General features: G+C 64.1%; 19 protein-coding genes. 8 read left to right on the top strand and 11 right to left on the bottom strand.

The features are described 5' to 3' along the window. The first annotated feature begins 19 nt into the window (after positions 1–19). The gene (locus tag ABD842_RS20860; protein ID WP_345117980.1) at positions 20–1,153 is read left to right on the top strand and encodes a PepSY-associated TM helix domain-containing protein; all 1,134 of its coding nucleotides are present in this window, start codon (positions 20–22) and stop codon (positions 1,151–1,153) included. Between the two features lie 388 nt (positions 1,154–1,541). After that, the gene (locus tag ABD842_RS20855; RefSeq protein ID WP_345117979.1) at positions 1,542–2,360 is read left to right on the top strand and encodes a purine-nucleoside phosphorylase; all 819 of its coding nucleotides are present in this window, start codon (positions 1,542–1,544) and stop codon (positions 2,358–2,360) included. Positions 2,361–2,431: 71 nt separating this feature from the next. Here ABD842_RS20855 and ABD842_RS20850 read toward each other — a convergent pair whose 3' ends face one another. The 5 genes from ABD842_RS20850 to ABD842_RS20830 form a co-directional block, all read right to left on the bottom strand. Then, positions 2,432–2,875 carry a hypothetical protein gene (locus ABD842_RS20850; RefSeq protein ID WP_345117978.1) on the bottom strand — a complete coding sequence of 148 codons (444 nt, stop codon included), beginning with the start codon at positions 2,873–2,875 and terminating at the stop codon, positions 2,432–2,434. Positions 2,876–2,953: 78 nt separating this feature from the next. Further along, complete coding sequence (locus ABD842_RS20845) at positions 2,954–3,799, bottom strand: DUF4249 domain-containing protein (RefSeq protein WP_345117977.1); 846 nt, start codon at positions 3,797–3,799, stop codon at positions 2,954–2,956. A gap of 29 nt (positions 3,800–3,828) precedes the next feature. After that, positions 3,829–6,183, bottom strand: a complete 2,355-nt coding sequence (locus ABD842_RS20840; protein ID WP_345117976.1) for a TonB-dependent receptor — start codon at positions 6,181–6,183, stop codon at positions 3,829–3,831. A gap of 170 nt (positions 6,184–6,353) precedes the next feature. Further along, on the bottom strand, positions 6,354–6,662 hold the full coding sequence (gene trxA, locus ABD842_RS20835; RefSeq protein WP_345117975.1) for a thioredoxin: 309 nt from the start codon (positions 6,660–6,662) through the stop codon (positions 6,354–6,356). 178 nt (positions 6,663–6,840) lie between these two features. Next, the gene (locus tag ABD842_RS20830) at positions 6,841–7,287 is read right to left on the bottom strand and encodes a hypothetical protein (RefSeq protein WP_345117974.1); all 447 of its coding nucleotides are present in this window, start codon (positions 7,285–7,287) and stop codon (positions 6,841–6,843) included. Positions 7,288–7,545: 258 nt separating this feature from the next. On the opposite strand from ABD842_RS20830, the gene ABD842_RS20825 reads away from it, so the two are divergent. Together ABD842_RS20825 and ABD842_RS20820 are read left to right on the top strand one after the other, a co-directional pair. Beyond that, a complete protein-coding gene (locus tag ABD842_RS20825) occupies positions 7,546–7,875 on the top strand; it encodes an HNH endonuclease (RefSeq protein WP_345117973.1) in 330 nt (109 codons plus the stop codon). A gap of 58 nt (positions 7,876–7,933) precedes the next feature. After that, positions 7,934–9,016 carry a DUF6687 family protein gene (locus ABD842_RS20820; RefSeq protein ID WP_345117972.1) on the top strand — a complete coding sequence of 361 codons (1,083 nt, stop codon included), beginning with the start codon at positions 7,934–7,936 and terminating at the stop codon, positions 9,014–9,016. 49 nt (positions 9,017–9,065) lie between these two features. Here the strand turns inward: ABD842_RS20820 and ABD842_RS20815 are convergent, their stop codons facing one another. Both ABD842_RS20815 and ABD842_RS20810 read right to left on the bottom strand, forming a co-directional pair. Next, the gene (locus tag ABD842_RS20815; protein ID WP_345117971.1) at positions 9,066–12,515 is read right to left on the bottom strand and encodes an AAA family ATPase; all 3,450 of its coding nucleotides are present in this window, start codon (positions 12,513–12,515) and stop codon (positions 9,066–9,068) included. Positions 12,516–12,715: 200 nt separating this feature from the next. Beyond that, complete coding sequence (locus ABD842_RS20810) at positions 12,716–13,945, bottom strand: exonuclease SbcCD subunit D C-terminal domain-containing protein (protein WP_345117970.1); 1,230 nt, start codon at positions 13,943–13,945, stop codon at positions 12,716–12,718. 186 nt (positions 13,946–14,131) lie between these two features. Here ABD842_RS20810 and ABD842_RS20805 point away from each other — a divergent pair, with 186 nt between their 5' ends. Together ABD842_RS20805 and ABD842_RS20800 are read left to right on the top strand one after the other, a co-directional pair. After that, positions 14,132–14,404, top strand: coding sequence for an IS1-like element transposase (locus ABD842_RS20805; protein WP_345117969.1), 273 nt, complete (start codon positions 14,132–14,134; stop codon positions 14,402–14,404). Between the two features lie 14 nt (positions 14,405–14,418). Further along, a complete protein-coding gene (locus ABD842_RS20800; protein WP_345118035.1) occupies positions 14,419–14,865 on the top strand; it encodes an IS1 family transposase in 447 nt (148 codons plus the stop codon). Positions 14,866–14,955: 90 nt separating this feature from the next. Here the strand turns inward: ABD842_RS20800 and ABD842_RS20795 are convergent, their stop codons facing one another. Together ABD842_RS20795 and ABD842_RS20790 are read right to left on the bottom strand one after the other, a co-directional pair. Further along, on the bottom strand, positions 14,956–16,332 hold the full coding sequence (locus ABD842_RS20795; protein ID WP_345117968.1) for an MBL fold metallo-hydrolase: 1,377 nt from the start codon (positions 16,330–16,332) through the stop codon (positions 14,956–14,958). 497 nt (positions 16,333–16,829) lie between these two features. Then, positions 16,830–17,252 carry a hypothetical protein gene (locus tag ABD842_RS20790; RefSeq protein ID WP_345117967.1) on the bottom strand — a complete coding sequence of 141 codons (423 nt, stop codon included), beginning with the start codon at positions 17,250–17,252 and terminating at the stop codon, positions 16,830–16,832. Positions 17,253–17,489: 237 nt separating this feature from the next. Between ABD842_RS20790 and ABD842_RS20785 the strand changes: the two genes are divergently transcribed. Continuing rightward, entirely contained in the window at positions 17,490–19,073 is a 1,584-nt protein-coding gene (locus ABD842_RS20785; protein ID WP_345117966.1) for an amino acid permease, read from the top strand. Between the two features lie 61 nt (positions 19,074–19,134). Here ABD842_RS20785 and ABD842_RS20780 read toward each other — a convergent pair whose 3' ends face one another. Together ABD842_RS20780 and ABD842_RS20775 are read right to left on the bottom strand one after the other, a co-directional pair. Further along, the gene (locus ABD842_RS20780) at positions 19,135–19,359 is read right to left on the bottom strand and encodes a hypervirulence associated TUDOR domain-containing protein (protein ID WP_345117965.1); all 225 of its coding nucleotides are present in this window, start codon (positions 19,357–19,359) and stop codon (positions 19,135–19,137) included. Positions 19,360–19,415: 56 nt separating this feature from the next. Beyond that, positions 19,416–20,585: a serine hydrolase domain-containing protein gene (locus ABD842_RS20775; RefSeq protein ID WP_345117964.1), complete on the bottom strand. Its 1,170-nt coding sequence runs from the start codon at positions 20,583–20,585 to the stop codon at positions 19,416–19,418. 162 nt (positions 20,586–20,747) lie between these two features. Between ABD842_RS20775 and ABD842_RS20770 the strand changes: the two genes are divergently transcribed. Beyond that, a complete protein-coding gene (locus ABD842_RS20770; protein WP_345117963.1) occupies positions 20,748–23,807 on the top strand; it encodes an amidohydrolase family protein in 3,060 nt (1,019 codons plus the stop codon). The last annotated feature ends 85 nt before the right edge of the window (positions 23,808–23,892 follow it).

Below are 23,892 nucleotides of genomic sequence, written 5' to 3'. Positions count from 1 at the left end.
GCTGCCCAGCAGGAAGCCTATGACTTTCAAGAAAACGATTCTTACCCTGCACCTCTGGCTCGGGCTCACGTCGGGGCTGGTAGTGTTTGTCGTGAGTCTGAGCGGGGCCGTGTTCACCTTCCAGGACGAGGTGCGCGACGCCGTGGAGCCCTACCGGCAGGTGGCGGCCACGGGTCCGCTGCTGCGGCCTTCGCGCCTGCAGGCCACGGCCCTGCGCAACCATCCCGGCACCACGGCCAGCTACCTGATGTACCCCGGCCCCGGCCGCGCCACGGTGGTGTACATGGCCGACAAGGCCGGCGGCAGCTTCGTGGCCTATGTGAACCCCTACACCGGCCGGGAGCTGCACTACCAGAACCTGCGGCGCGACTTTTTCACCATCGTGCAACACCTGCACATGTACCTGCTGCTGCCGCCCGCAGTGGGGGAGTGGATTGTGGGGCCGGCGGTGCTGATTTTCGTGGTGATGCTGGTCACGGGCCTCATCCTGTGGTGGCCGAAGCGCAAGACCGACCGCCGCCGCAGCTTCACCATCAAGTGGGGTGCCCGGTGGCGGCGCGTCAACTACGACCTGCACAACGTGCTGGGCTTCTACGCGGCCGGCGTGGCCCTGCTCATTGCCCTGACCGGGCTGATGATGAGCTACGAGTGGGTGCGCGACTCGGCCACTTTCGTCAGCAACGGCGGCCAGAGCTATCCGGCCGAAACGACCCCGCCGGCTATCGACTCGCTGCCGGTGGCGGCGGCGGCCCCGCGGCCGGTGATTGATCTGTACTACGAGCAGATGCGGCGGCTTTCCCCGGGCTACGACATGCTGTTTCTGGCGGCGCCCACGTCGGTAAAAGAGCCCGCGTATGGCATTGCCTACCAGCGCGCCCTGCGCTTCTACCACCGCGACGACTACTATTTCCACCCCGTATCGGGCCGGCTGCTCGTGCGGCGGCCCCACGGCAGCAAGAGCACCGGCGCCAAGCTGGTCGACATGAACTACGACCTGCACACGGGCCTGCTGCTGGGGCTGGGCGGCAAAATCGTGGCCTTTCTGGGCAGCCTGATTTCGGCCAGCCTGCCCGTGTCGGGCTTTCTGGTGTGGTGGGGCAAGCGCAACAAGCAGAAAAAGCCGCGCCAGTCTGCCGCGCTGGCCGGAGCCTAAGGCAGCTTCCGGGTCAGGATGCCGCCTATGAGTAACGCGAAGTTTCACTTCGCGAGTCGTTGCGGACGGCTACCGCCGCCCCGGGCCGGGCGTCGCGAAGTACAACTTCGCGCTACGGCGTCCACTGCCTGCGAAACCTGGTTAGCCCTGGCCGGACCAGGCAGCATGTGTCACACTTCAGTGGCAGAAAAGAAAAAGTGTGACAGGTTCTGTCACACTTTGCCTGCTGCTAAAATATTTTGTGACAGCTGCTGTCACAAAGCTCAGTCGGCTCAGATTTTTTGTGACAAGCGCCGGGGTGCCGGCCGGCGCAGCGCCGGCCCATGCGGAAAGCCGCCGCGTTCTGGGTTTATTTGCGACCTGAACCTGATTTCTGCCCAAGCTCCTCATGCAAGATTTCCACGAAGCCACCGCCCACATCCGCCAGCGCATCGGCGACTTTCAGCCCGAATTCGGCATCATCCTCGGTACCGGCCTCGGCGCGCTGGTGAAGGAAATCGACGTGCACTACACGCTGCCCTACGCCGACATTCCGCACTTCCCGGTGTCGACGGTGGAAAGTCACTCGGGCCACCTGCTGGCCGGCACGCTGGCCGGACGTCGGGTGCTGGTGATGCAGGGTCGCTTTCACTACTATGAGGGCTACACTATGCCCCAGGTGGTATTTCCGGTGCGGGTGCTGAAGCTGCTGGGCATCAGCAAGCTGTTTGTGAGCAACGCCAGCGGCGGCCTCAACCCCGACTACGACTACAGTGACCTGATGCTCATCGACGACCACATCAACCTGCAGCCGACCAACCCGCTGGTGGGCCCAAACCTGGACGCGCTGGGCCCGCGCTTCCCCGACATGCTGGAGCCCTACGACCATGCCCTGCTGGCCCTGGCCGAAGCCGCCGCCCGGGAGCTGGGCTTCGCCGACAAGGTGCGGCGCGGGGTGTACGCCAGCCTGCCCGGCCCCATGCTCGAAACGCCGGCCGAATACCGCTACCTGCGCACCATCGGCGCCGACGCGGTGGGCATGAGCACGGTGCCCGAGGTCATTGCCGCCGTGCACCTGGGCCTGCCCGTGCTGGCCATTTCCGTCATCACCGACCTCTGCTCGCCGGGCAAGCTCAAGCGGGTGGAAATAGCGGACATCCTGCGCGTGGCCGCCGCCGCCGAGCCCCGCCTCACGGCCCTGCTGAAGGCGGTGCTGGCCCAGGTGTAGCGCTACCACGACAATAAAAAAGGGCCGGTGCGTGTAGCACCGGCCCTTTTTTATTGTCGTGGTAGTTCGCCTTAGGGCTGAGCCGAGAAAACGAATTCCTCCAGCTTATTCTCTTTGTTGGTCCAGCGGTAGCGTAGCTGCTGGGCCGTCAGCCCGGTCAGCGTATACGCGTGGCTGTCGCCTTTGTGGTCGACCAGGTGCAGCATGGTGTTGTTGCTCATCAGCATCCACACGCCGGGGTAAGTCGTGTTGTCGGCCAGCAGGGTTTGGGTGTAGCTGCCGTCGGCGCGGAAGGTGAAGGTGTAGCGGTCCTTGATGCCGGTGCCGCTGCTGCTGGTCTGGTTGTTCTGCTTGATCTCGTCGAGGCGCCAGGATTTGGCGGTAGTCAGCGCGGTGAGCGTAATTTCCGGCGCCGGGTCCGACGTCGAATCATTGTCTTTATTGCAGCCGCTCAAAAAGCCGAGCAGTCCGAATAACAGGGTGAATAGGGGGAGAAGGGTACGGGACGTAAACATGGGTTAAAAAAGGAATAAAAGTGGAACGGATGCTGGCAGGAGCCCTGGAGATAATATAACGGTTGCAAATAAAGGGAATTATTTAATAATGACCGTGCGCCGGTCCTCGCTCAGGATGGTGAAAACGCCCACGCCGCCCCGCACCGTGGAGCGAATAGCGGCCGGCTGCGCAAACGGGTTGCCATTGGCGTTGCGCGCATCCTCCAGCGACTGCAGAAAGCGGTAGTAAGGCTCGTCGAGGTGGTAGAGCGTGACCAGCAGCGTGTCGCCGCTGGAAAAGCGGTAGCTGGTCCCCAGCGTCATCTGCTGGCCGTTGGTGAGCCGGTCGTCGAGCTCAAAGTCCCGCTCGGCGTTATCGGAGATGCTGTCTTTGTGAATCATCAGGCGGTAGAAGTCGGCGGTAGCGGCGGGGTCCTGGAATTTGGCCAGCAGGTACGCCTTGCGGTCCTCGCCGGACTTGTCGTTGAACTTCCACTCCACTGTGTCCAGGGGTACCCGGGTGGGCATGGTGGCCGTGCCGGTGAGGTGGCGGCCCTGGGTGTCCTGCACGTCGAGGGTGAAGGTGTCGCCGGGCTTGGCCACCAGCACCTGCTGCCCGATGTGGGTGTAGAACTTCCGGGTGAGCTTGTCCAGCCCGGGCCGGAACTGCAGCAGCCGCTTCTGGCCGTTGGGCAGCGTCAGCACCACGGACACATCGGTGGGCACCGCGGGCTGGGGCGTGCTCAGGTAGGGGACGGTTTCGGTTACCGACAGGCGCGGCACTTGGCCGGGCAGCAGGTAGCACTCGGCCACCAGCTGGGCCGGGGCGACGGGCAGCTCGATGTCGATGTCCTGCTCCAGGTTGCAGCCCGTGGCCACCAGCACCAGCAGCAGCCGGGGCGCGTGGCAGACGACGAGGCGCTTTAAATAAACAGCCAATAGCATAAGCGAGGGAAAAGCAGGCGGCACCGCGCCTAGAATTTGAAGTTGTACGTCACCGACGGAATCACCGGAAACAGCGACACCTGCCGGGCCCGGAAGCTGGTTATGTCCTCCGTCTGCTCGTCCTCCACCTGATCGAAGTAGACGAAGTAGGCGTTGCGCCGGTTGTAGGCGTTGTAGATGCTGAACGTGAGGTCCGACTCGCCGCGGCGGGGCTTGAGCTTGTACACCAGGCCCAGGTCGAGGCGGTGGTAGGGGGCCAGGCGGTAGGTGTTGCGGTCGGGGTAGATGGGAGCTGCCTCAATGTCGGCGCCATAGATATCCTGGAATACGAAGCGGCCCGAGGGCAGCGTGGTGGGTGCCCCGGAGGTGTACACAAACGAGCCGGTCAGGTTGATGCGCTCCGAAAGCTGGTGCAGCACCACCACGGTCAGGTTGTGGCGGCGGTCGTAGGTCGGAAAAAAGTCCTTGCCGTTGTTGATGCCGGTAGTGCCGCGCTGGGGCTGGAAGCTGCGCTGGGTCCAGGCCAGGGTGTAGCCGATCCAGCCGGTGGTGCGGCCCTGTTTTTTCTCCAGGTAGATTTCGTTGCCGTAGGCCCAGCCCTTGCCGAACAGAAACTCGGCGTCGAGGTCGGAGTTGACAAACAGCTGGGCCCCGTCGCGGAAGTCCACCTGGTTGCGGGCCCACTTGTAGTAAACCTCGTCGGTGAGCAGAAACTGGCCGTTGAAGAGCAGAAAGCTGGCGCCGGTGGCCACCTGCTGGGAGCGTTGGGGCTTCACATTCAGCCGCGACGGGTACCAGATATCGGTGGGCAGCGAAGCGCCGGAGTTGCTGACCAAATGCACGTACTGGTACATCTGGGCGTAGCTGGCCTTGAGCGAGGTACTGGGCGTGAGCGAGTAGCGGGCCGAGGCGCGGGGCTCGAGGCCCCCAAACACGTCGGACCCGCTGCGGAAGCCGGTCAGGCGCAGGCCGTATTCCAGCTGCAGCTTGTCGGTGACTCGGAAGTTGTCGGAGGCGTAGAGCGCGGCTTCCTGGCCGGCGTAGGTGACGTCGGAGCCGATGTTGAGGCTGCCGTCCTGACTGCCGGCCTGCAGGCGGCCCACGCCAAACTGGTGGCTGGTGGCCGTCGCGCCGGCTTTGAAGGTGTGCTTCTCGTTGGGCGTGTACTCGAAGTCGGTGCGCAGGGCAAAATCCTGGATGTCGGACGACAGGCTGAAGGCAAACTGGTCGAGCTTGTTGCCGATGCTGTACTGGTAGCGCGTGGCCGAGACGGTGGTATTGACAAACAGCCTGGGCGAGAATACGTGGTTCCAGCGCAGGGCCCCCACGGTGTTGCCCCAGCCGAAGTCGAAGTTGAAGCCGTTGGTGCTGTTGAAGCCGAAGATGTCGCGGCCGTAGTAGCCGGTCAGAAACAGCTGGTCCTTCTCCCCGAGCTTGTAGTTGGCCTTGGCGTTGAAATCGTAGAAGTAGTAGTCCGGAATCGGGTTGTAGTCCTTGGTGTTTTCGTTGAGCTTGTTGATCTGGCGGGTAAACACGTCGAAGTAGGTGCGGCGCCCCGACAGGATGAAGGAGCCTTTGTCTTTGGCAATGGGGCCTTCCACCGTCAGCCGCGACGAAATCAGACCCAGGCCGCCGCTCACGGCGTACTTCTCGGCGTTGCCCTCGCGCAGCTTCACATCCACCACCGACGAGAGCCGGCCGCCGTACTGGGCCGGAAAGCCGCCCTTGTACAGGTCCACGCTCTGCACGGCATCGGGGTTGAACACCGAAAACAGCCCGAACAGGTGAGACGGGTTGTATACCACGGCCTCATCGAGCAGAAACAGGTTCTGGTCGGCCGAGCCGCCGCGCACAAACAGGCCGCTGGTGCCCTCGCCGCCGTTCTGCACGCCGGGCTTGAGCTGCAGGGTTTTGAGCAGATCCACTTCGCCGAACAGGGCCGGCAGCAGCTTGGCCTCGCGGGTAGTGAGCCGCTCCACGCTCATCTGCGGGGTTTGCAGCTTCTGCGCCAGTGTGCCCGAGCCCACCACGGTTACCTCGCCCAGCTCGTTGTTCGACTCGGGCAGGCTAAAGGACAGCCGCTGGCTGTGGGTCACGTTCAGGTCGCGGGTCTGGGTCTGGTAGCCGATAAAGGAAATGACGAGCTGGTAGCGCCCCGCCGGCAGCAGCAGTGAATAGAGCCCCGTCGAGTCGGCCGTGACGCCCGTGCCCAGGGCGGGTACCGCCACTGAAGCCCCGGGCAGCACGCTTTTGTCGGCTCCCGAGCGGATGCGGCCACTGATGGTATAGCGCGGAGCGGCAGGCTGCTGGGCCGCTACCAGTCCGGGGAGCAAGACCAGACCCAGCAACAGGCCGAAACGGGTGAGCAAGACGAGTAAACGCATTAGTTGACCAGGATACGGGTAGCCGCAAAAGGATTCTGCCGCGGTAGCCTAACGCCTTGGTGGCCCGGATAGTTTAGCCGGCCGGCCAGAAAGCAGCCACCCCGGGCCCCGGTTCAGACAGATGCTCAACCCGCCGCAATGGTTGCGTCGCGGCCGGGTTAGCTGGGCATTCAGCTGATAAAGGCTTGCAGGGCCTGGGTGAGCTGGGGCGCGGGCACCACGCCGGCCTGCCGCCATACGGGCTGGCCTTTGTGAAACAGAATCAGCGTGGGAATGCTCTGCACCCGAAACTGCTGGGCGGCGGCCTGGTTGCGGTCCACGTCCACCTTGATGATCTTCAGCTTGCCCTGGTGCTGGGCGGCCACCTGCTCCAGAATGGGGGCCATGGTTTTGCACGGTCCGCACCAGTCGGCATAAAAATCAACGAGGACCGGCATGCCGGGGCTACTGATAAGCTCGGAAAACGACTTTTTAGGCATGAGGCAGGTGCTGAGAAGGAAAGGGGAAAGGCTGCCGGGTCCAGGACGGGGCGGCTTTTTATACGGCGACGGTGGAAAAAGGAAGCCGGTCCGGAACTGCTAAAACGCAAAAAAGCCCGGCGCTGCAACGCTGGGCTTTTTCTGGTACTGGTAAAAAGGTGCCGTAAGATAAGGGGAATTAGCGCTTATCAATCACGGTGACGTCATTGCCGACTTCCGGGAAGGTAAAGCGACCCCCGACAACCTTCTTCCCGCCCACCTGGCATTCCCAGGTGTAGCGGCCCGGCATGCCGGAGGCCGCCTCGCCGGATTCCGACTTAAAGTAGTCCGACTCAGCCGCCGGGGAGGGGAAAATCACGTCGACGCCATTCTGGCCTTTCTCGATTTCCTTGACCAGAATGTATGATTTGCCGCTGTTCTGGTTGGAAACCACAAAGCGCGCGGTGTAGGTACCCAGCTGACCGAATTTGTCCATCACACCCAGCCGGATGTAAGCATCCGTTGAAACCATCCACGTTTGGGCGTGAGAAGCCGTGGACGTCAGCGCCAGCAAAGCCAGGGCCAGCCCAGCAGCCCGCAGCAACTGCATCGGACGAAAGGAAGAAACGAGAGTAGCAGTACGCATGGGAGAAGGGGTAAGGGGTGTAGAAAGCAAATGAGAAGGTTGATTCTTGAGCCGCCGAGAGTAGGCGCCAGGCCAAGCAGATTCGGAGAGTGGCAAAGAAGCAATAAAAGTTGAGAAGTACCTTAAAAAGAACTGGTTGCTCGGTTCCCCAACCAAATATAAAGGTTATTTGCCGGCCCCGGCAACTAGATTTTTAATTTTTTGTTTCTGACAAGTCGAAACCAGGCTTTCTTGCCCGGGCCGTTTGTTTCTGTTCCAATGCCGCGCCGTACCGCCCGCCGTCTGCTTGAAAGCCTGCCCGCGGCGCCGCGGCCCGCGGCGGAGCCCCGGTGTGAGCTCTGCGAGCGGCTGGTAGGGCAGGTGTCGCGCCACCATCTGGTGCCGCGGGAGGAAGGCGGCCGGCACGGGCCCACAGTGGCCCTGTGCCAGCCCTGCCACAGCACGGTGCACTTGCTGCTCTCCAACCGCGAGCTGGCCCGCCGGTACGCCACGGTGGAAGCGCTGCGCACGGCACAGGAACTGCAGAACTACCTGCACTGGGTGCGCCGCAGCCGGGTAGAGCGCATTGCCAACCGTCGCAAAAAGTAGTGGCCGGCCGCGCCGGAATGGCGAGCTTTGCCCCTCCGCCACCTTTGCCAGCCCACCGTTGAAAACCTTCGTTCCCTTCGCCCACCTGCGCCGCCAGCCCACCATCGTGGTCGATAGTACCGCCAGCGGGGCCGCCCTGGTGTTAGCCCACTGGCGCGGGGCGCCCACGCCCGCCGCCCTGCGCGACGATACCAGTGCCGGCTCGGTGCTGCGCGCCCTGCACGCGCCTGCCACGCCCGGCCTGGCAGCCCCGGCCGTTACGGCCAACCATTTCGACATAGATGGCTTCATCGGCGTCTGGAGCCTGCTGCACCCGGCGCTGGCGCTGCGGCACGAGCGGCTGCTGCGGCTGGTGGCCGCGCTGGGCGACTTTCGGGAGCTGGACTGGGCGGAGCCGCTGGCCCGGCCCGCGCTCCAGCTCGTGTGCTGGCTGAATGCCCGGGAGCAGGCGCTGTTTTACCCGCCCTTCGGGGCGCCCGCGCTGCGCCGGCGCGAAGACGAGGCCTCGGCTGAAAAGTTCGCCTGGTTTCTGCCCCGCTTTGCCGCCGTGCTGGAAAATCCGGAGGCCGGCCGCACCGACTGGGAGCCGGAATACCGGCGGGTCGAAGCGGCTATGGCGGTGGTGCAGAGTGCCGCTACGCACAGCCGGCGGTACCCGGAAAGCGGGCTGGCCGTTGTCGAGACGCCGGCCCCGCTGCCCTACTACGCCCTGTTTGGCCCCACCGCCGGCGCCGACCTGGTGCTGAGCCTCTACGAGGGGCAGCGTTACGAATTCGAGTATAAGTACACGACCTGGATTGACCTGGCGTCGCGTCCGACTCGGCCCCGGCTGCCGCTGCCGGCGCTGGCGGCAAAGCTGAATGCGCTGGAAACCAGCGCGCACCGCTGGACCTGCGACGGCATCACCGATACGGGTCCGCTGCTGCGGCTGGCGGGCGACACCCTGACCAAGGTGCAGCGCTACGCCGACCCCGACCAGCGGCCGATTTACGCCTCGTCCATCCGCCCCGAAGCGCTGGAGCAGGAGGTGGTGGCGTTTTTTCGGGCCCGATACGCCGCCATTGCGCCGCGCCGCTGCTGGACCTGGGCCGAAATCCGGGCGGCGGGAGAAAGCGCCGCTCAGCCTCCCGGGGCTGGTTGATCAGCAGGAGTCGACGGCTTACTTGCGGGTAAAGGCGGCTATTTGCCCGCTAGATTTCCTCACCAAACCCGACCACCCGCAGCGTACTCACGCCGCCGGCCCCTTTGCGCACGCTGATCTGGGTGCTGACGCGCTCCTTCAGCGCTTCCACGTGGGAGATGATGCCGATGGTTTTGCCGGTGCCCTGCAGCGTTTCGAGGGCGGAGAGGGCAATGTCGAGCGTGTCGGGGTCGAGGGTGCCGAAGCCTTCATCGATAAACAGGGTGTCAATCTGCGTTTTGCGGCCGGCCAGCTCCGAGAGGCCCAGGGCCAGGGCCAGGCTCACCAGAAAGCTTTCCCCCCCCGATAAGGAATTCATGGAGCGGGAGCTGCCGGCCTGGTAGTCGTCGACAATGAGCAGGTCGAGGTGCTCCTGGGGGTTGCGCAGGATGCGGTACCGGTCGGTGAGGCGGTGCAGGTGGCGGTTGGCCAGGTCTACCAGCCGGGCCAGGGTGAGGCCCTGGGCAAACTCGCTGAATTTCTTGCCGTCGGCGGAGCCGATAAGCTCGGTCAGCTGCCGCCAGCGGCGGGTCTGCTGCTGCTGCTTTTCCAGGGCGGTGGCCAGGACCGCGTGGCGCTCCAGCCCGGAGTGGTGGCCGTGCAGGCGCTCCTGCCGCTGGCCGAGCTGCTGGTTGAGCCCGGCCAGCTGCTGGCTGATCGTCTGCAGCTGGCCGGCAACCGTTTCGACGCTGTCAGTAGTCAGGGTGCGGGCCTGGGCCTGCTGCAGCTGCTGGGCGGCGTCGGTCAGGCTGTGCTGGGTGGCGGCCACGGCCTGATCGTGGGTTTGCAGCTGCTCGGCGAGGCGGCGCCCCTCGGCATCGGGCAGCAGCAGGGCCACCAGGGCGGCCGGGTCGGGGGGCAGGCCGGCCGCGCCCAGGTCCGTGACCAGCTGCGCGTGCTGCTGCTGGCGGTGCTGCTGCTGCTGGCGGGCGTCCTGCTCGCGCTGGCGCAGCTTCTCGGTGGCCAGCGTGAGGGCCGTTTCATGCTGTTGAAACTGCTGGTCGGTTTGCTGGCGGAGCTGGTCGGCCGCGCGGCTGGCCTGTTCCAACTGCCGCCGCACCTGAGCTACGTCGGGTTCGGGCAGCAGGGCCTGGCGCTCGGCTTTCTGCCGCTCAATGGCCTGGTAGTGGTCGACGACGTCCTGCTTATTTTCCTTCAGCCAGGCCCGCACCGCACGTTCGTCGCGGGTTAGCTTCTCCCCGAGCGCCTGACCCACTTCAGCCTGCTCGTTGGCCTTGTTGAACTCGGCCTGACGCGTTTTGAACTCAGTTTCCAAGGCCCGCAGCTGGGCTTGCATGGCAGCGCCGTTTTCGCCCGTAAAGGCCAGGCCAAAGTTGCTCAGCAGGCTTTTGAGCTGACTTTCTACCGTTGGTAGCTGCTCGCCTACTTCTTTGAGCTGCAGTTGGGCTTCCTGCAAATCATGCCGGGCAGTGGCTTGCGCTTTCAAGGCCGCCTGCTGCTCGGAAATAGCCTGAGCCAGCTGCTTTTCGCCATCGACCTGCTGCTGCTCCAACTCTTTGAACTGGCGTACGAGGGCGCGGCTTTCGGCGGGCAGGGCCTCTTCCAGCGCGGGGGTCAGGAGCTGGAGCGGGATGTTGGCGGCTACGCGGTGCAGATCACCGCCCGCGTTTTCGAGCAGATTAAGAAAAGTGTTGAGGTGGTTGACGCGGGCGTTGAGGGCATACGCTTCCTGGGTAAGGACCTCCACCTGGGCTTGTTCCCGGGCCAGACCCTCATTTGTGAAGCCCAGCACGCCTACCGCATAGGGATGCTCCAGGGCCCCACAGAGCGGACAAGGCGCCTGCGGGCGCAGCTGCTGGCGGGCTTCTTCGTGGCTCAGAATCAGCTGCTGGGCCAGCACCAGCTGGCGCTGGGTTTCGCGGTGGGCTTCCTTGTCACCAAGCTCCCGGCGCAGGTTCTGCACGTGGTGGTGAAGCTGGCGCAGTCGTTCGTCGCGGGTGGCGGCGGCCAGCTGAAGCTGCTGCTGCTGGGCGTCGAGGTGCTGGCGGGCGGTGCGGGCGGCGGCGGCGGCTTGCTGCTCTTCCAGCTGCAGGGTGGTCAAGCGTTTAGTCAGCAGCGCCACCCGGCCATCGACTTGCCCCGCCTCGGTGCGTAGTCGGTCCCAGTCCTGTATCAGGCCCGTGAAAGCGGCGAATACGTCCACCATCTCGGCCCGGGGGGCATTGCGCTGGAGCCAGTCCCTGGTGGTGGTGAGCTGCTCGCGGGCCTGCCGGGTACGGATTTCGGTGGCGTGTAGCTCCTCGGTCAGGCGCTTGCACTCCGCATTTTGCTGGTCGTAGGCTTTGCGTTTCTCGTCCAGCTGGTGGATCTGCTGGGAAATGGTCTGGTCGAGATTTTCGGCTTCCCGCAGCTGGGGCTCCCGGGTTTCGCGGGCTGCGGCCGCCGCGTCGTGAGCCCGGCGGGCCGCGTCCCGGGCGGTGCGGACCGCGAGCAGCTGGCTTTGTAGCTGCGGCAGCTGCAAAGCCAGCTGCTCGGTTTCCTGGTGCAGCGCGCCGAGCTGCCGGTCAGCCTGCTGGAGCAGGGCCCAGGGCGTCCGGAAGGGGAGAGCCTGCTCGTGGCCGGCCAGGCGCTGGCGAACGGGCTGCAGGGTTTCGGCCTCGGCCGCGAGGGCCAGCAGGCGCTGCTGCCCGCGCTGCTGGCGCGCGGTGAGGTCGTCGAGCTGGCGCAGCCAGGTGTGGGCGTCGCTGAGGCGCTGCTGCCCGGCCTGGGTTAGCTGCAGCTGCTGGTGCAGGCCGGCCACTTCGGCTTCCAGCGCCGTCACTTCTTCGGCCGACAGCAGCGTGACGCCGGCCAGCCCCAGGCGCAGACTCTCGACCTGCTGGGCTTCGTGCTTGCTGCGCTCGAAGGCGGCCCGGGAGATGTCGGAGTACTTTTTGGTGTCGGTAATCTTCTCCAGCAGCTGGGCCCGCTCGCCGGGGCTGGACTTGAGGAACTTGGTGAAGTCTCCCTGGGCCAGCAGCACCGAGCGCAGAAACTGGCGGTATTCCAGCCCGCTCAGCTCGGCTACTTTGGCGGGCACCTTCGACTTGTAGCTTTCCAGCAGCGGCCACGCCGGGCTGATTTCACCGGTTTCGGCGGTTGGCTTCGGCTGCTCGCTGAGCTCCATGCGCGAGTCCTGGAGCTTGCCGTCGGGGTTTTTGCGGGCCCGGTACTGGCTCCACTTCGAGCGGTATAGCTGGCCGTTGACCTGAAACTCCACTTCGGCCCAGCTTTCCCCGGTGCCGTGGCTCATCACCTGCTCGGGGCCGTTGCCTTCGTGGCGGGGCACCTGGCCGTAGAGGGCCAGCGTAATGGCGTCGAGAATGGTGGTTTTGCCCGCGCCGGTGGGGCCGGTAATGGCAAACAGGCCCGCATCCGCCAGGGGCGAGGCACCGAAGTCAACTTCGTGCTCCCCCCGCAGGGAATTCAGGTTCAGGAAACGGACGCGCAGGATTTTCATTCGCAGGAAACAGGCCGGTGGGCGGGCGGCTTAGGGCAATGGGAAGTTAGAATAAGCAGGACCAACGGTCGATGAAGAACGTCAGGCCGGGCGAAGTCGGGGCAGCGCGCGTGCTGACGCTGGAGTAGTAGCGCAACGAAGCGGTAGAGATGCTTCGGCAAGCAGACGCCAGAGGGATTCTGACGTTCTGAAGGGCTTTTTTACCCATGCATACTCTCCAGCAGCTCATCAAAGGTACGCAGCAGCTCGGCCCGGACCTCCTCGGGCTCGGCGGCAAGGCGCTGCTCAAATACTTCCCGCTCGGTAAAGTCGTGCAGGCTGCGGGTGAGGGGCTCCTCGGAAGCTTCCCCCAGGGGCTTGAGCACCACCAGGCGGAAGTGGCGGCGGCTGAGCACTTCCAGCTGGGTGCGGTCCAGCGCCCCGATTACCTTGAGCAGAGCGTCGGCCACCTCCAGCTGGGTCAGTTCCGAGCGGATTTCCACGTCGACCCAGGCCGGCAGCGGGTAGCCGGTATTGTCGTAGGCGCTCAGGCTGCCGATGACCTCGTCGAGGGGGCCGTGGAAGCGCACCAGCCGCCGGGCCCCGGGCACGGGCAGGGTTTCGAGGGTGTGGAGCCTGCCGGCGGCAAACTCCAGCACCAGTACCTCCTTGGGGTGGTCGACTTCCGAAAATGACAGCGCAATGGGGGAGCCCGAGTAGCGGATATGCTCCCGCCCGCCCACCCGCTGGGGCCGGTGAATATGGCCCAGGGCCACGTAGTCGAAGATTTCGGGGAAATGCTCGGCCGTTACCTGGCCTAGGTTGCCGACGTGAATCGTGCGCTCCGAGTCGGAGGGTGCGGCGCCGGCGGCGTAGAGGTGACCAGTAGCCAGCACGGGCACGCCGGCGGCCTTGAGCTGCCACACCGTGTCATGCTCGGCCACGCGGGCGTAGTGGTCGGCAATGCCCTGCTTGATACGCTGCTCCCGCTCCTCGGCAGCCTCACCGGGTACCGAGAGGCGCACGTCCCGGTCGCGCAGAAACGGCACGGCGCAGACCACCAGCCCGGGCTGCCCGGCCGCATCATGCAGCACCAGCACCTGGTCTTCGAAGCACTCGGGCACGCAGCCTACCACGTGCACCCGCAGGTGGCGCAGCAGCCGGGCCGGGGCGTTGAGCGTGGCCGGCGAGTCGTGGTTGCCGCCCACCACCACGATGTCGCGGCAGCCGGTGGCCTGCATGTTCAGCAGGAAGGAGTAGTACAGCTCCAGGGCCTGGTTGGAGGGCGAGCCGGTATCGAAGACGTCGCCGGCAATGATAAGCACTGCCACGCGCTGCTCCTGCACGGTTTGCACCAGCCAGTCGAGGAAGTGGCGGTGCTCCTCGGTTCGTTCGTGCCCGCTGATAAAGCGCTGGCCCAGGTGCCAGTCGGCGGTGTGTAGTACGCGCATGAGGTCGGAGTGAATCTCAAAGATACCTCAACGGCGGCGGAAGCAAAAGCTCCGGGCGGCAAGAGTAGGCCTTGCTACTTTGGTGGGGTAGTCTCTGGTTAAACTTGTTTATCGCTGGTGCTTTAAATAATGATTATTTGCTTTTCCGGTCGTGTGTTAGCAAGGTAGAAATTTGTATTTTGGGGCATGGTCTACGAAGCGGTTGTTTGTCCGTATTGCCTCCAGCCCGAAGCGGTGTATCGACATGGCCGCACGGCCGATGGGCGGCAGGGTTACCGGTGCACGGCCTGCCGTCGCCGCTTTCATCTGCATTATAAACATACGGGCTGTCAGGCGGGTACAGCCGATAAAATTGAGGAGCTGGCGCTGAACGGCAGTGGCATCCGCGACACGGCCCGCGTGTTGGGCATCAGCCCGCAAACGGTCATGGCCCAGCTAAAAAAAAGATCGAGCAGTTGACCCAGCACCCGTGCGTGCATCCGGCCTATAGGGGCCGACAGCCGGCGAATCTGCGGCTTTACGCCGACGAAATGTGGTCCTATGTGGGCCGCAAGCAACAGCCCCGCTGGCTGTGGTGGGTGCAGAATGTGGCCACTGGTCAGGTCGTGGCCTACGTGTTTGGCCGGCGCACCCATGCTACGTTTGAGCGCCTGCGCCAGGTGCTGACCCAGGCCGGCCTGACAGTGGCGCTGTGGATTACCGATGCCTGGTGGGCCTACGTGGACCGGCTGCCGGCCGAGCAGCACGTGGAAGACAAGGCGCAGCTGCAGCGTCTGGAACGCAAACATCTGACGCTGCGCACCCGGATTAAACGTCTGACTCGCAAGACGATTTGCTTCTCGAAAAAGAGCTTCTTTCACGACGGCGTTATCGCCCTATTCATCCACCACTTTTTCTTCCAAACAGCTGAATCTACTTGAGTAACACACGACCAAAATATTTATAAAGAAAAAAATAGCGTGAAGCATACCGGTGCTGGACGCTTCACGCTGTTCTTGAATTATCGAAACCTAATGCACCGCCTGCTTCTGAAACTCGGTAATGGCCTCGCCCAGATCGTAGATTTCGGCGCCCGGCAGCGCGGCTTCCAGGATGCTGCTGCCGGCCGCGGAGCGGTAGCCGCCGGCGCAGTGCACCAGAATGGGCTTGCCGGTGGGCACCTCGTGGGCCCGCTCCCGCAGCTCGGGCAGCGGAATCACCAGCGCATCGGCGAAAACGGGCTGCTTGGCTTCGGCGCGGTTGCGGATATCGACGATGGTGAACTGCTCCGGATGCTCGCGCACCTGCTCGACGTCGGTGGCCGGGCTGGTGGCGGTGAGCTGGGCAGGGGTAAGCAGGGCGCCTTTAATCAGGCCCTCGTAGCCGATTTTGGCAGTTTTGCGGATGACGGTATCCAGGGCAATCTGCGAATCGGCCAGCAGGTAGAACTGTTCCCGCGGATCGACCACGGAGCCCAGCCAGGTTTCAAACTTGCCGCCGTCCTGCAGGTTGAGGGCGCCGGGCAGGTGGCCTTTCTTGAACTCGGCCTGGGGGCGGGTGTCGATGATAAGCACGCCGGCTTCGAGGTGGGCGTCGGGCTGCAGGCGCGGCACGGCCCGGATGCTGTCCTCGAAGGGCAGCGCGCCGGCCTTGTTGAGCTGCACGTCGTGGCTGAAATACTTGGGCATGAAGGGCTGGTCTTCGAGCAGCACCCGGATAAACTCGTCCTGCGACATGGGCTGCAGGGCGTAGTTGGTTTTGAGCTCCTTGCCGATGGTGCTGTCGAGGTCGGGGCTGGTAGTTTTGCCGCAGAGCGAGCCGGGGCCGTGGGCCGGGTACACCTTGGTGGTGGGCGGCAGCGTCATGAGCCGGCGGCGGGTGCTGTCGTAGAGCATGGCGGCGAGGTCTTCGCGCTTGTGGCCGCCCACGTTGTCGTCTTCGCGCAGATCGGGCCGGCCCACGTCGCCCACGAAGAGCGTGTCGCCGGTGAAGATGGCGCGGGACTGGGCCAGCTCATCGAGCAGCAGAATGCTGATGCTGTCGGGGGAGTGGCCGGGGGTGTTGATGGCGTGCAGCTCCACCGGGCCCAGCGTGATTCGGTCGCCGTCGTCGAAGGTGCGGTGGGGGTAGCCGGCTTTCACCAGCTTGCTGCAGTAGATGGTCGCGTCGGTCTCGTCGGCTATTTCCAGGTGCGACGACACGAAATCGGCGTGCGGGTGGGTTTCAATCACCGCTACAATGCGGGCTTCGTGCTCGTCGGCAAAGTCGTAGTACGGCTGCGGGTCGCGCCCCGGATCGATGATGGCAATCTGCCGACCGGCGCGGATGGCGTAGCTGGCGTGGGCCAAGCCCTTGTCGTAAAATTGCTGGATCTGAACCGAGGCGGTACTACTGGGCAGGGGGCTCATGGGGTGAAACATTGGTGGGGCGGCGGACTAAACGGCCGGCGCGAATAAGTCAAATATAACAAACCACTCCGGAATACCCGGGTTCAAATCAGCGGCCGGATTTGGAGTCCGGCAGAATCGGCAGGTAGCTCCATAGTCAATAGAAAGGTTAATGTTAAGCCTGCTACCGGTTATCCGGTTCGCCGGCCGTCAGGCGTCAGCCACGGCTTTTTCCGGCGCCGGCCAAGCGGCGGCCGGTCAGCTGCGGCCACACTTCCGCTTTTCCGCTGCTCAGCACCCGCCAGATCTGGCCAGCGCTACGCCGGGATTGTGCCAGGTAGTGCTTGTCGGCGGCGGGCGGGGTGCGCACGCGGCGAATTATGCTCAAAAACCAGCTCGTTGGATTCCTGCTTCTCCCGCCGTCAGATTCGCCCGGGGCCTAAGCGACGCCAAGCCCCACCAAAAAGCCCCGACCAATAAGTATGGTCGGGGCTTTTTGGTGGGGCTTGCAGGAGGCCTTAGCTCTTAACTTTCATTTTGCCGTCCTTCATCTTCTCCTTGCGCTTGTCCACCTTGTCGTCGCGGATCTGGTCATACTTGGCGTACTGCTCGGCGGAAAGCACGGCTTTCAGCTCGATATCGTACTTGTCGCGCAGGGCGTTCATATCCTGGCCCATACCCTGGCGGCTGCCGTTGGAAGCGTATTTGCCGCGCAAATTCTGCAGCTCGGTAGCGCGGGCCAGGCTTATCTGCCGGACTTTGTCGCTCTGGTCGGCGCTCAGGTGCAGGGCTTTGGTGAGGCGCTTGGCCTGCATGTCGGCCTGCTGCTCGGGGGTGCGGTCTGCCAGGTCCGTGCGCACGGGGCGGGTCGTCCCGGTTTGGGCCGAGGCAGTGCCGGCCGTCAGGGCAAAGGCGGCCAGTAGAATCAGGATCTTTTTCATGGTTGAAGGCTTTTCGAGGGGAAAGATGCGGCTTGGATTGTCCGGGGCGGCGGAAGTTTAACGGAAGAACTGCCGGGCGCGGTAATGCCCGCAAAAGACCGGGGCGGCAGTGCAACCAACCCGTCCGGCGGCTCTCTTTGGCGCAGGGTTTCCGATTATCGCCTATATTCGGGCTCTCCATAGTGATTTTTCGCCTCCCCAACCTTTCATCTTTCCTTCTTCTCTCTTTCTTCCTGTATGGCAAATATTTTCGCCAAAAAACCACTCGCCCAGCTGTTGGGCGAGGCTAATTCCACCGGTCACGGCACGCTGAAGCGGACGCTGGGCGCCGGCAACCTCGTGGCGCTGGGCGTGGGCGCCATCATCGGCGCCGGCCTGTTTGTGCGCACGGCCGCCGCCGCGGCCCAGGCTTCGGGCCCCGGCGTCACGCTGGCCTTTATCGTGGCCGCCATTGGCTGCGTGTTTGCCGGCCTGTGCTACGCCGAGTTTGCCGCCATGATTCCGATTGCCGGCTCGGCCTACACCTACGCCTACACCACCATGGGCGAGTTTGTGGCCTGGGTGATTGGCTGGGCCCTGATTATGGAATACGCGCTGGGGGCCGCTACGGTGTCCATTGCCTGGAGTGAATACCTGAACAAGCTGCTGGAGGTCTTCGGCACCAGCATACCGTATAATTTAAGCCACTCGCCCTTCGAAAGCGCCGTGGTGAACGGCGTGACCGAGCACGGCCTGATCAACCTGCCCGCGCTGCTGATCATCGTGGCCCTGTCGCTGCTGCTGATCAAGGGCACGCAGGAGTCGGCCATGTTCAACGCGGTAGTAGTGGTGCTGAAAGTGGCCATCGTACTGATTTTCATTGCCGTCGGCTGGCAGTTCATCGACCCCGCCAACCACACGCCCTACCTGATTCCGGAGAATGCCGAGCCCGTGAAAAATGCGGCCGGCACCGTGGTGCGCGAGTACACGCAGTGGAACAAGCACGGCTGGGGCGGTATTCTGGGCGGCGCGGCCATCGTGTTCTTCGCCTTTATCGGCTTTGATGCCGTGAGCACCGCGGCCCAGGAAGCCAAGAACCCCAAGCGCGACATGCCCATCGGTATCCTCGGCTCGCTGGCCGTCTGCACCGTGCTCTACATCCTGTTCGGCCACGTGCTGACGGGGGTGGCCAACTGGCGCGAGTTTGCCGACCCGGCCAAAGGCGGCGAGGCGTCCGTGACCTACGCCATCAAGGCCCACATGCCCGGCTACGAGTGGCTGAGCACGGCCGTGACGGTGGCCATCCTGCTGGGTTTCTCCTCCGTAATCCTGGTAATGCTGATGGGGCAGAGCCGCGTGTTCTTCTCCATGGCCAAGGACGGCCTGATGCCGAAGGCCTTCTCGGAGCTGCACCCGCGCTTCGGCACGCCTTATAAGTCGAACATTGCCCTGCTGATCTTCGTGGGTGGCTTCGCCGCCTTCGTACCCGGCTCCCTGGCAGGCGACCTGACCTCGTTCGGGACGCTGCTGGCCTTCGTGCTGGTATCGGCCGGCATCTGGATCATGCGCCGCTCCGATCCGGATCAGCCGCGGCCGTTCCGGGCCCCGCTCTCGTCGCCGTCGTTTCCCTTCGTGCCCATCATGGGCGTGCTGGTCTGCACGAGCATGATTCTGGCCCTCGACTCGTTTACGCTGAAAGTGGCCCTGGGCTGGATGATCCTGGGCTTCATCGTGTACTTCCTCTACGGCAAGCGCAACTCGATGCTGCAAAAGGGCATCGTGGTCATGCCGACCGAAATGGAAGAGCAGGCCTTTATTGAGCCCAACGATAACAATCGTTAGAAGCTCCTTTTCTAACGAAAGCTTAAAAGCCCCGTCAGCTGCTGCTGGCGGGGCTTTTTGCCTACTTCTTGGTTTTTGCCGCCGCCGCCTTCACCTCGCTCTGCAGCTTGAGTACCCGGTCGCCGCTTTCCTGCACAATGACGAAGGCGGGGTTTTCGGGGGTGCCGTGGCGGGTGATTTCGGCCCCCTGCAGCCTGCGGGTTATACTGTCCTTGTGGGTTTCCTCAATCTTGCCGGTAGCCGTGCCGGTGCCGTATTTCCAGGTGACTTGGGTGCCTTTGCGCATGGGCTGGATGATAAAACAATGTCATGGAAGGCCCCGGTAGCCCGTGGAAGATCACCTTACGGCACCTGATCCAGCAGCTTCCAGATGGCCTGAAACTGCGCCAGGCTCCGGGGGGAGCTGTGTAGCTCCGTGTTGGTAACGAATATTTTACCAGTCAGGGTTTTGGGGTCGAAAAAAAGAAAAGTGGTCAGCCCCGCGTCGCCGCCGGTGTGGCCGATGGTGCCGTTGCGCCGGTGCGCCCAGAACAGGGCCTGCTGAGGCTCGGCGGGGTCGAGGTGTTGGGGCGGGTGGCCCTCCCGGAACTGCGGAAACAGCAGCGAGTCGCGGGCGGCGGGTGGTAGCGGCGCCCCGGGGCTGGCCGGATTCAGAATGCCGCGCAGGTACAACGCTAAACTGTGGGTGCTGGTGAGCAGGCCGCCGTCGGGGTAGGTGATGGTGTAGTAGGGCGGCACCACGCGCCCGCGCTGGTCGTAGAGGGTGGCATGGCGGGCCGAGTCGGTTTCGGCAAAGTGCCAGCCCGAGTCCGTCATGCCCAGCGGCAGCAGAATCCGCTGGCGGGTATACTGGTCGAACGGCTGGCCGGTAGCTTTTTCCAGGGCCAGCGCCGCCAGGGCCGCGCTTTCGTTGCTGTAGGCGTAGTAGGTGCCCGGGGCGTGGGGCACGAAGCGGCGGCGGCTAAACCACTTTCCCGCAGGGCTGAGCGTGCGGCGCAGGTATTCGGCATTGCTTAGCGGAGAAGAGTGGCCCTTGGCGTAGGCGTGCCGGTTGTAAAAGCCCTGGGCGTCGGTGAGGCCGGCCGTCATGGTAGCCAGGTGGCGCAGGGTGATGGGCTGGCCGGGGAAATAGGGATTGTGCACGGCAAAAGGCAGCAACTCATTCACGGGCTGGTCGAGGCGGAGCCGGCCCTCGGCCGCCGCCTGCAGCAGCGCTACCCCGATAAGCGTTTTGCTGACCGAGCCCACGCCCTGCACGGTAGTCGGCGTGTAGGGCGTCTGCCGGGCTTTGTTGGCGTAGCCGAACCCGTGCTCGTACACGATGCCCTGCGGCCGCACCACCGCCACGGCAAAACCCGGAAAATCGGACTGCTGCCAGTGCTGGCGCAGGGACGCCGTCAGCGCCGCCGTATCGATAGGAGCCGGGGCAACTGACTGCGCCCGGAGCGGAGGGGCCAGCAGGCTTAGCGCGGCTACGGCCCATCGGCTGGGCAGTGAGAAACGACGCACCATAGATATAGGGGAATGTGTAAGAAGAGAAGACGAATGCCCGAAAGTACTATCCGGCCTGCAACCTGCCGCGCCGCTTGGTTTCTTTGGCCCGGCGGCGGGAATTAGCCCCGCCGCCGCTACCTTTCTGTCCCGACTCTTATTTCCCAACCCGTACTGTTTTCTATGTCCGACTTTTTACGCCGATTAGGCCTGGCCGGCACGCTGCTGCTCAGCAGCGCCGCCGCCTATGCCCAGCAGCCCAGCACATATCCGCGCAACGGCGTGTACGACCAGCGCCCGGGGCTCTACGCCTTCACCCACGCCACCATCTTCACCGACTACAAAACCCGCCTAACCGACGCCACGCTGCTGATTCGGGACGGCAAAGTGGAAGCCGTCGGTACGGCGGTGAAGATTCCGGCCGGGGCCGTGGTGCAGGACCTGAAAGGCAAGTTCATCTACCCCGGCTTCGTGGATCTGTACGCCAGCTACGGCGTGCCCGAGGTGAAAGCCGCCGAGCGGCAGGGCCGCCGCAGCGGCCCGCAGTTTGAGAGCCAGAAAGCCGGGGCCTACGACTGGAACCAGGCCGTGCATCCTGAAGTCAACGCTGCCGAGCTCTTCAAAGTCAACGAAGAGCAGGCCGATGCGTACCGCAAGCTGGGCTTCGGGGCAGTGCTCACCCAGCAGCCCGACGGCATCGTGCGCGGCACGGCCGCCCTGGTCAGCCTCAATACCAGCCGCAAGGAGCAGGAGCTGGTGCTCACCGACCGCGCCGCCACGGCCTACTCTTTCGACAAGGGCACCAGCACCCAGGACTACCCCAGCTCCTTGATGGGCAGCATCGCCCTGCTGCGCCAGACCTACCTCGACGCCGACTGGAACCAGCGCAGCCCGGCCCGGGAGCAGAACCTGTCGCTCAGGGCCTTCAACCAGCAGCGCGCGTTGCCCCAGATTTTTGTGGTGCGCGACAAGCAGTCGGCGCTGCGGGCCGATAAGGTGGGGGACGAGTTTGGCACCCAGTACATCCTGAAAGGGGCCGGCGACGAGTACCAGCGCCTGCCCGACATTCAGGCCACCAAGGCCCCGCTCATCGTCAGCCTCAACTTCCCCGATGCCTACAACGTGGACGACGTCTACGACGCTTCCCGCATCGATTTGAGTGAGCTCAAGCACTGGGAAATGGCGCCCGCCAACGCCGGGCTGCTGGCCAAAGCCGGCGTGCCCTTCGCGCTGTCGGCCGCCGACCTCAAGGACAAAAAGAAGTTTATGCCCAACCTCAGAAAGGCCATTCAGTACGGCCTGACCGAGGAGCAGGCCCTGCGCGCCCTCACCGCCACCCCCGCCGAGCTGATCAAGGCCCAGAACCAGGTCGGCAGCCTGAAAGCGGGGATGCAGGCCAACTTCCTGGTGTGCTCCACCCGCCTGTTTGCCGACGACAACGTGCTGCTCGACAACTGGGTGCAGGGCGAGCGGTACCAGCTCAGCACCGTGCCCGCCGACTACCGCGGGGTGTACACGCTGAAAGTGGCCGGGCAGCCCGAGGTGCAGATGCTGGTGGCCGGCAAGCCCGAAGCGCCCGAAATGCGGCTGGTGATGGCGCCCAAAGACACCGTGCGCGGCTCCCTGCTGATTACCGGCGAGCTGGCCACCATCGTGTACAACCCCACGCCCAAGACCAAAAACAGCGGCTCGGTGCGCCTGAGCGGCTACTACACCCCCGAAGGCCGCCTGCTCCAGGGCGACGGGCAGCTGCCCGACGCCACGGCCGTGAAGTGGAGCGCCCAGCGCCAGGAGGAAGCCACCCGCGCCGCCCGCCGCGACTCGGCCAAGGCTCCCGAGCCCATCGTGCTCGGCCAGCTGCTGTATCCGTTCGTGGCCTTCGGCCGCCCGGAGGTGCCCCGGCAGGAAACGGTGCTCATCAAGAACGCCACGGTGTGGACCAGCGAAGCCGCCGGCAAGCTCGAAAACACCGACGTGCTGCTGCAAAACGGCAAAATCCAGAAAATCGGTAAAAACCTGAGCGTGCCCAGCGGTGGCCGCAGCATCGACGGCACCGGCAAGCACCTGGCCCCCGGCATCATCGACGAGCACTCCCATATTGCCATCAGTGAGGGCGTCAACGAGGGTACCCAGGCCGTGACCAGCGAGGTACGCGTGAGCGACGTGGTCGACGGCGAGGACATCGACGTGTACCGCGACCTGGCCGGCGGCGTGGTGGCTTCGCAGCTGCTGCACGGCTCGGCCAACCCCATCGGGGGGCAGTCGGCGCTGATCAAGCTGCGCTGGGGCATGACGCCCGAGCAGATGAAGATTCAGGGTGCCGACGGCTTTATCAAGTTTGCCCTGGGCGAAAACGTGAAGCAAAGCAATTGGGGCGAGCTGAACGTGCTGCGCTTCCCGCAGACGCGCATGGGCACCGAGCAGGTGTTCGTGGATGCCTTCACCCGGGCCAAGGAGTACGAGCAGGAGTGGAAAGCCTGGAACAAGCTGGGCAAAGGGCAGCAGAAGAAAGGCGAGGCCCCCCGCCGCGACCTGGAGCTGGATGCCCTGGTGGAAATCCTCAACAAGCAGCGCTTCATTTCCTGCCACAGCTACGTGCAGAGCGAAATCAACATGCTGCTGGGCGTGGCCGACCGCCTGGGCTTCAAGGTGAATACCTTTACCCACATTCTGGAAGGCTATAAGGTGGCCGACAAGATGAAAGCCCACGGCGCCAGCGCCAGCACGTTTTCCGACTGGTGGGCCTACAAAAATGAAGTGCGCGACGCCATTCCCTACAACGCGGCCATCATGCACGACGCCGGCCTGAACGTGGCCATCAACTCCGACGACGCCGAAATGAGCCGCCGCCTCAACCAGGAAGCAGCCAAAACCGTGAAGTACGGCGGCCTCTCGGAAGAGGAAGCCCTGAAGCTGGTGACCATCAACCCGGCCAAGATGCTTCACCTCGACGCGCACATGGGCAGCATCAAGGAAGGCAAGGACGCCGACGTGGTGCTGTGGTCCGACAACCCGCTGAGCATCTACGCCCACGCCGAGCGCACCTTCGTCGATGGCCGCCAGCTGTTCGACGTGGAGTCGGATGTAAAGATGCGCCAGGACGTGCAGAAGGAGCGGCTCCGCATCATCCAGAAGATGCTGGCCGCCAAGAAGTCCGGCGCCCCCACCCAGACGCCCACCGCCAAGCCCAACGGCCACTTCCACTGCGACACGATGGGCGAAGGCAAGGAACTGGACAAGTAAGGAGAAGCTGATGAATCGGAACGGCAGAAAGGAACGGCAAAAAGGGACGTCATTCCGAGCAAAGCCGAGGAATCTCGCGGGCTGA

It is taken from the genome of Hymenobacter algoricola, assembly GCF_039539525.1.
Taxonomy (GTDB): Bacteria; Bacteroidota; Bacteroidia; order Cytophagales; family Hymenobacteraceae; genus Hymenobacter; species Hymenobacter algoricola.
The sequence above is the reverse complement of the archived record's forward strand: the minus strand, read 5'-3'. Positions and strand labels throughout refer to the sequence as shown.

What these genes read in the sequence shown, in the direction of transcription:
- ABD842_RS20860 (WP_345117980.1), top strand. Translation starts at nt 20, where the DNA reads ATGACTTTCAAGAAAACGATTCTTACCCTGCACCTCTGGCTCGGGCTC.
- ABD842_RS20855 (WP_345117979.1), top strand. Translation starts at nt 1,542, where the DNA reads ATGCAAGATTTCCACGAAGCCACCGCCCACATCCGCCAGCGCATCGGC.
- ABD842_RS20850 (WP_345117978.1), bottom strand. Translation starts at nt 2,875, where the DNA reads ATGTTTACGTCCCGTACCCTTCTCCCCCTATTCACCCTGTTATTCGGA.
- ABD842_RS20845 (WP_345117977.1), bottom strand. Translation starts at nt 3,799, where the DNA reads ATGCTATTGGCTGTTTATTTAAAGCGCCTCGTCGTCTGCCACGCGCCC.
- ABD842_RS20840 (WP_345117976.1), bottom strand. Translation starts at nt 6,183, where the DNA reads ATGCGTTTACTCGTCTTGCTCACCCGTTTCGGCCTGTTGCTGGGTCTG.
- trxA (WP_345117975.1), bottom strand. Translation starts at nt 6,662, where the DNA reads ATGCCTAAAAAGTCGTTTTCCGAGCTTATCAGTAGCCCCGGCATGCCG.
- ABD842_RS20830 (WP_345117974.1), bottom strand. Translation starts at nt 7,287, where the DNA reads ATGCGTACTGCTACTCTCGTTTCTTCCTTTCGTCCGATGCAGTTGCTG.
- ABD842_RS20825 (WP_345117973.1), top strand. Translation starts at nt 7,546, where the DNA reads ATGCCGCGCCGTACCGCCCGCCGTCTGCTTGAAAGCCTGCCCGCGGCG.
- ABD842_RS20815 (WP_345117971.1), bottom strand. Translation starts at nt 12,515, where the DNA reads ATGAAAATCCTGCGCGTCCGTTTCCTGAACCTGAATTCCCTGCGGGGG.
- ABD842_RS20810 (WP_345117970.1), bottom strand. Translation starts at nt 13,945, where the DNA reads ATGCGCGTACTACACACCGCCGACTGGCACCTGGGCCAGCGCTTTATC.
- ABD842_RS20805 (WP_345117969.1), top strand. Translation starts at nt 14,132, where the DNA reads ATGGTCTACGAAGCGGTTGTTTGTCCGTATTGCCTCCAGCCCGAAGCG.
- ABD842_RS20795 (WP_345117968.1), bottom strand. Translation starts at nt 16,332, where the DNA reads ATGAGCCCCCTGCCCAGTAGTACCGCCTCGGTTCAGATCCAGCAATTT.
- ABD842_RS20790 (WP_345117967.1), bottom strand. Translation starts at nt 17,252, where the DNA reads ATGAAAAAGATCCTGATTCTACTGGCCGCCTTTGCCCTGACGGCCGGC.
- ABD842_RS20785 (WP_345117966.1), top strand. Translation starts at nt 17,490, where the DNA reads ATGGCAAATATTTTCGCCAAAAAACCACTCGCCCAGCTGTTGGGCGAG.
- ABD842_RS20780 (WP_345117965.1), bottom strand. Translation starts at nt 19,359, where the DNA reads ATGCGCAAAGGCACCCAAGTCACCTGGAAATACGGCACCGGCACGGCT.
- ABD842_RS20775 (WP_345117964.1), bottom strand. Translation starts at nt 20,585, where the DNA reads ATGGTGCGTCGTTTCTCACTGCCCAGCCGATGGGCCGTAGCCGCGCTA.
- ABD842_RS20770 (WP_345117963.1), top strand. Translation starts at nt 20,748, where the DNA reads ATGTCCGACTTTTTACGCCGATTAGGCCTGGCCGGCACGCTGCTGCTC.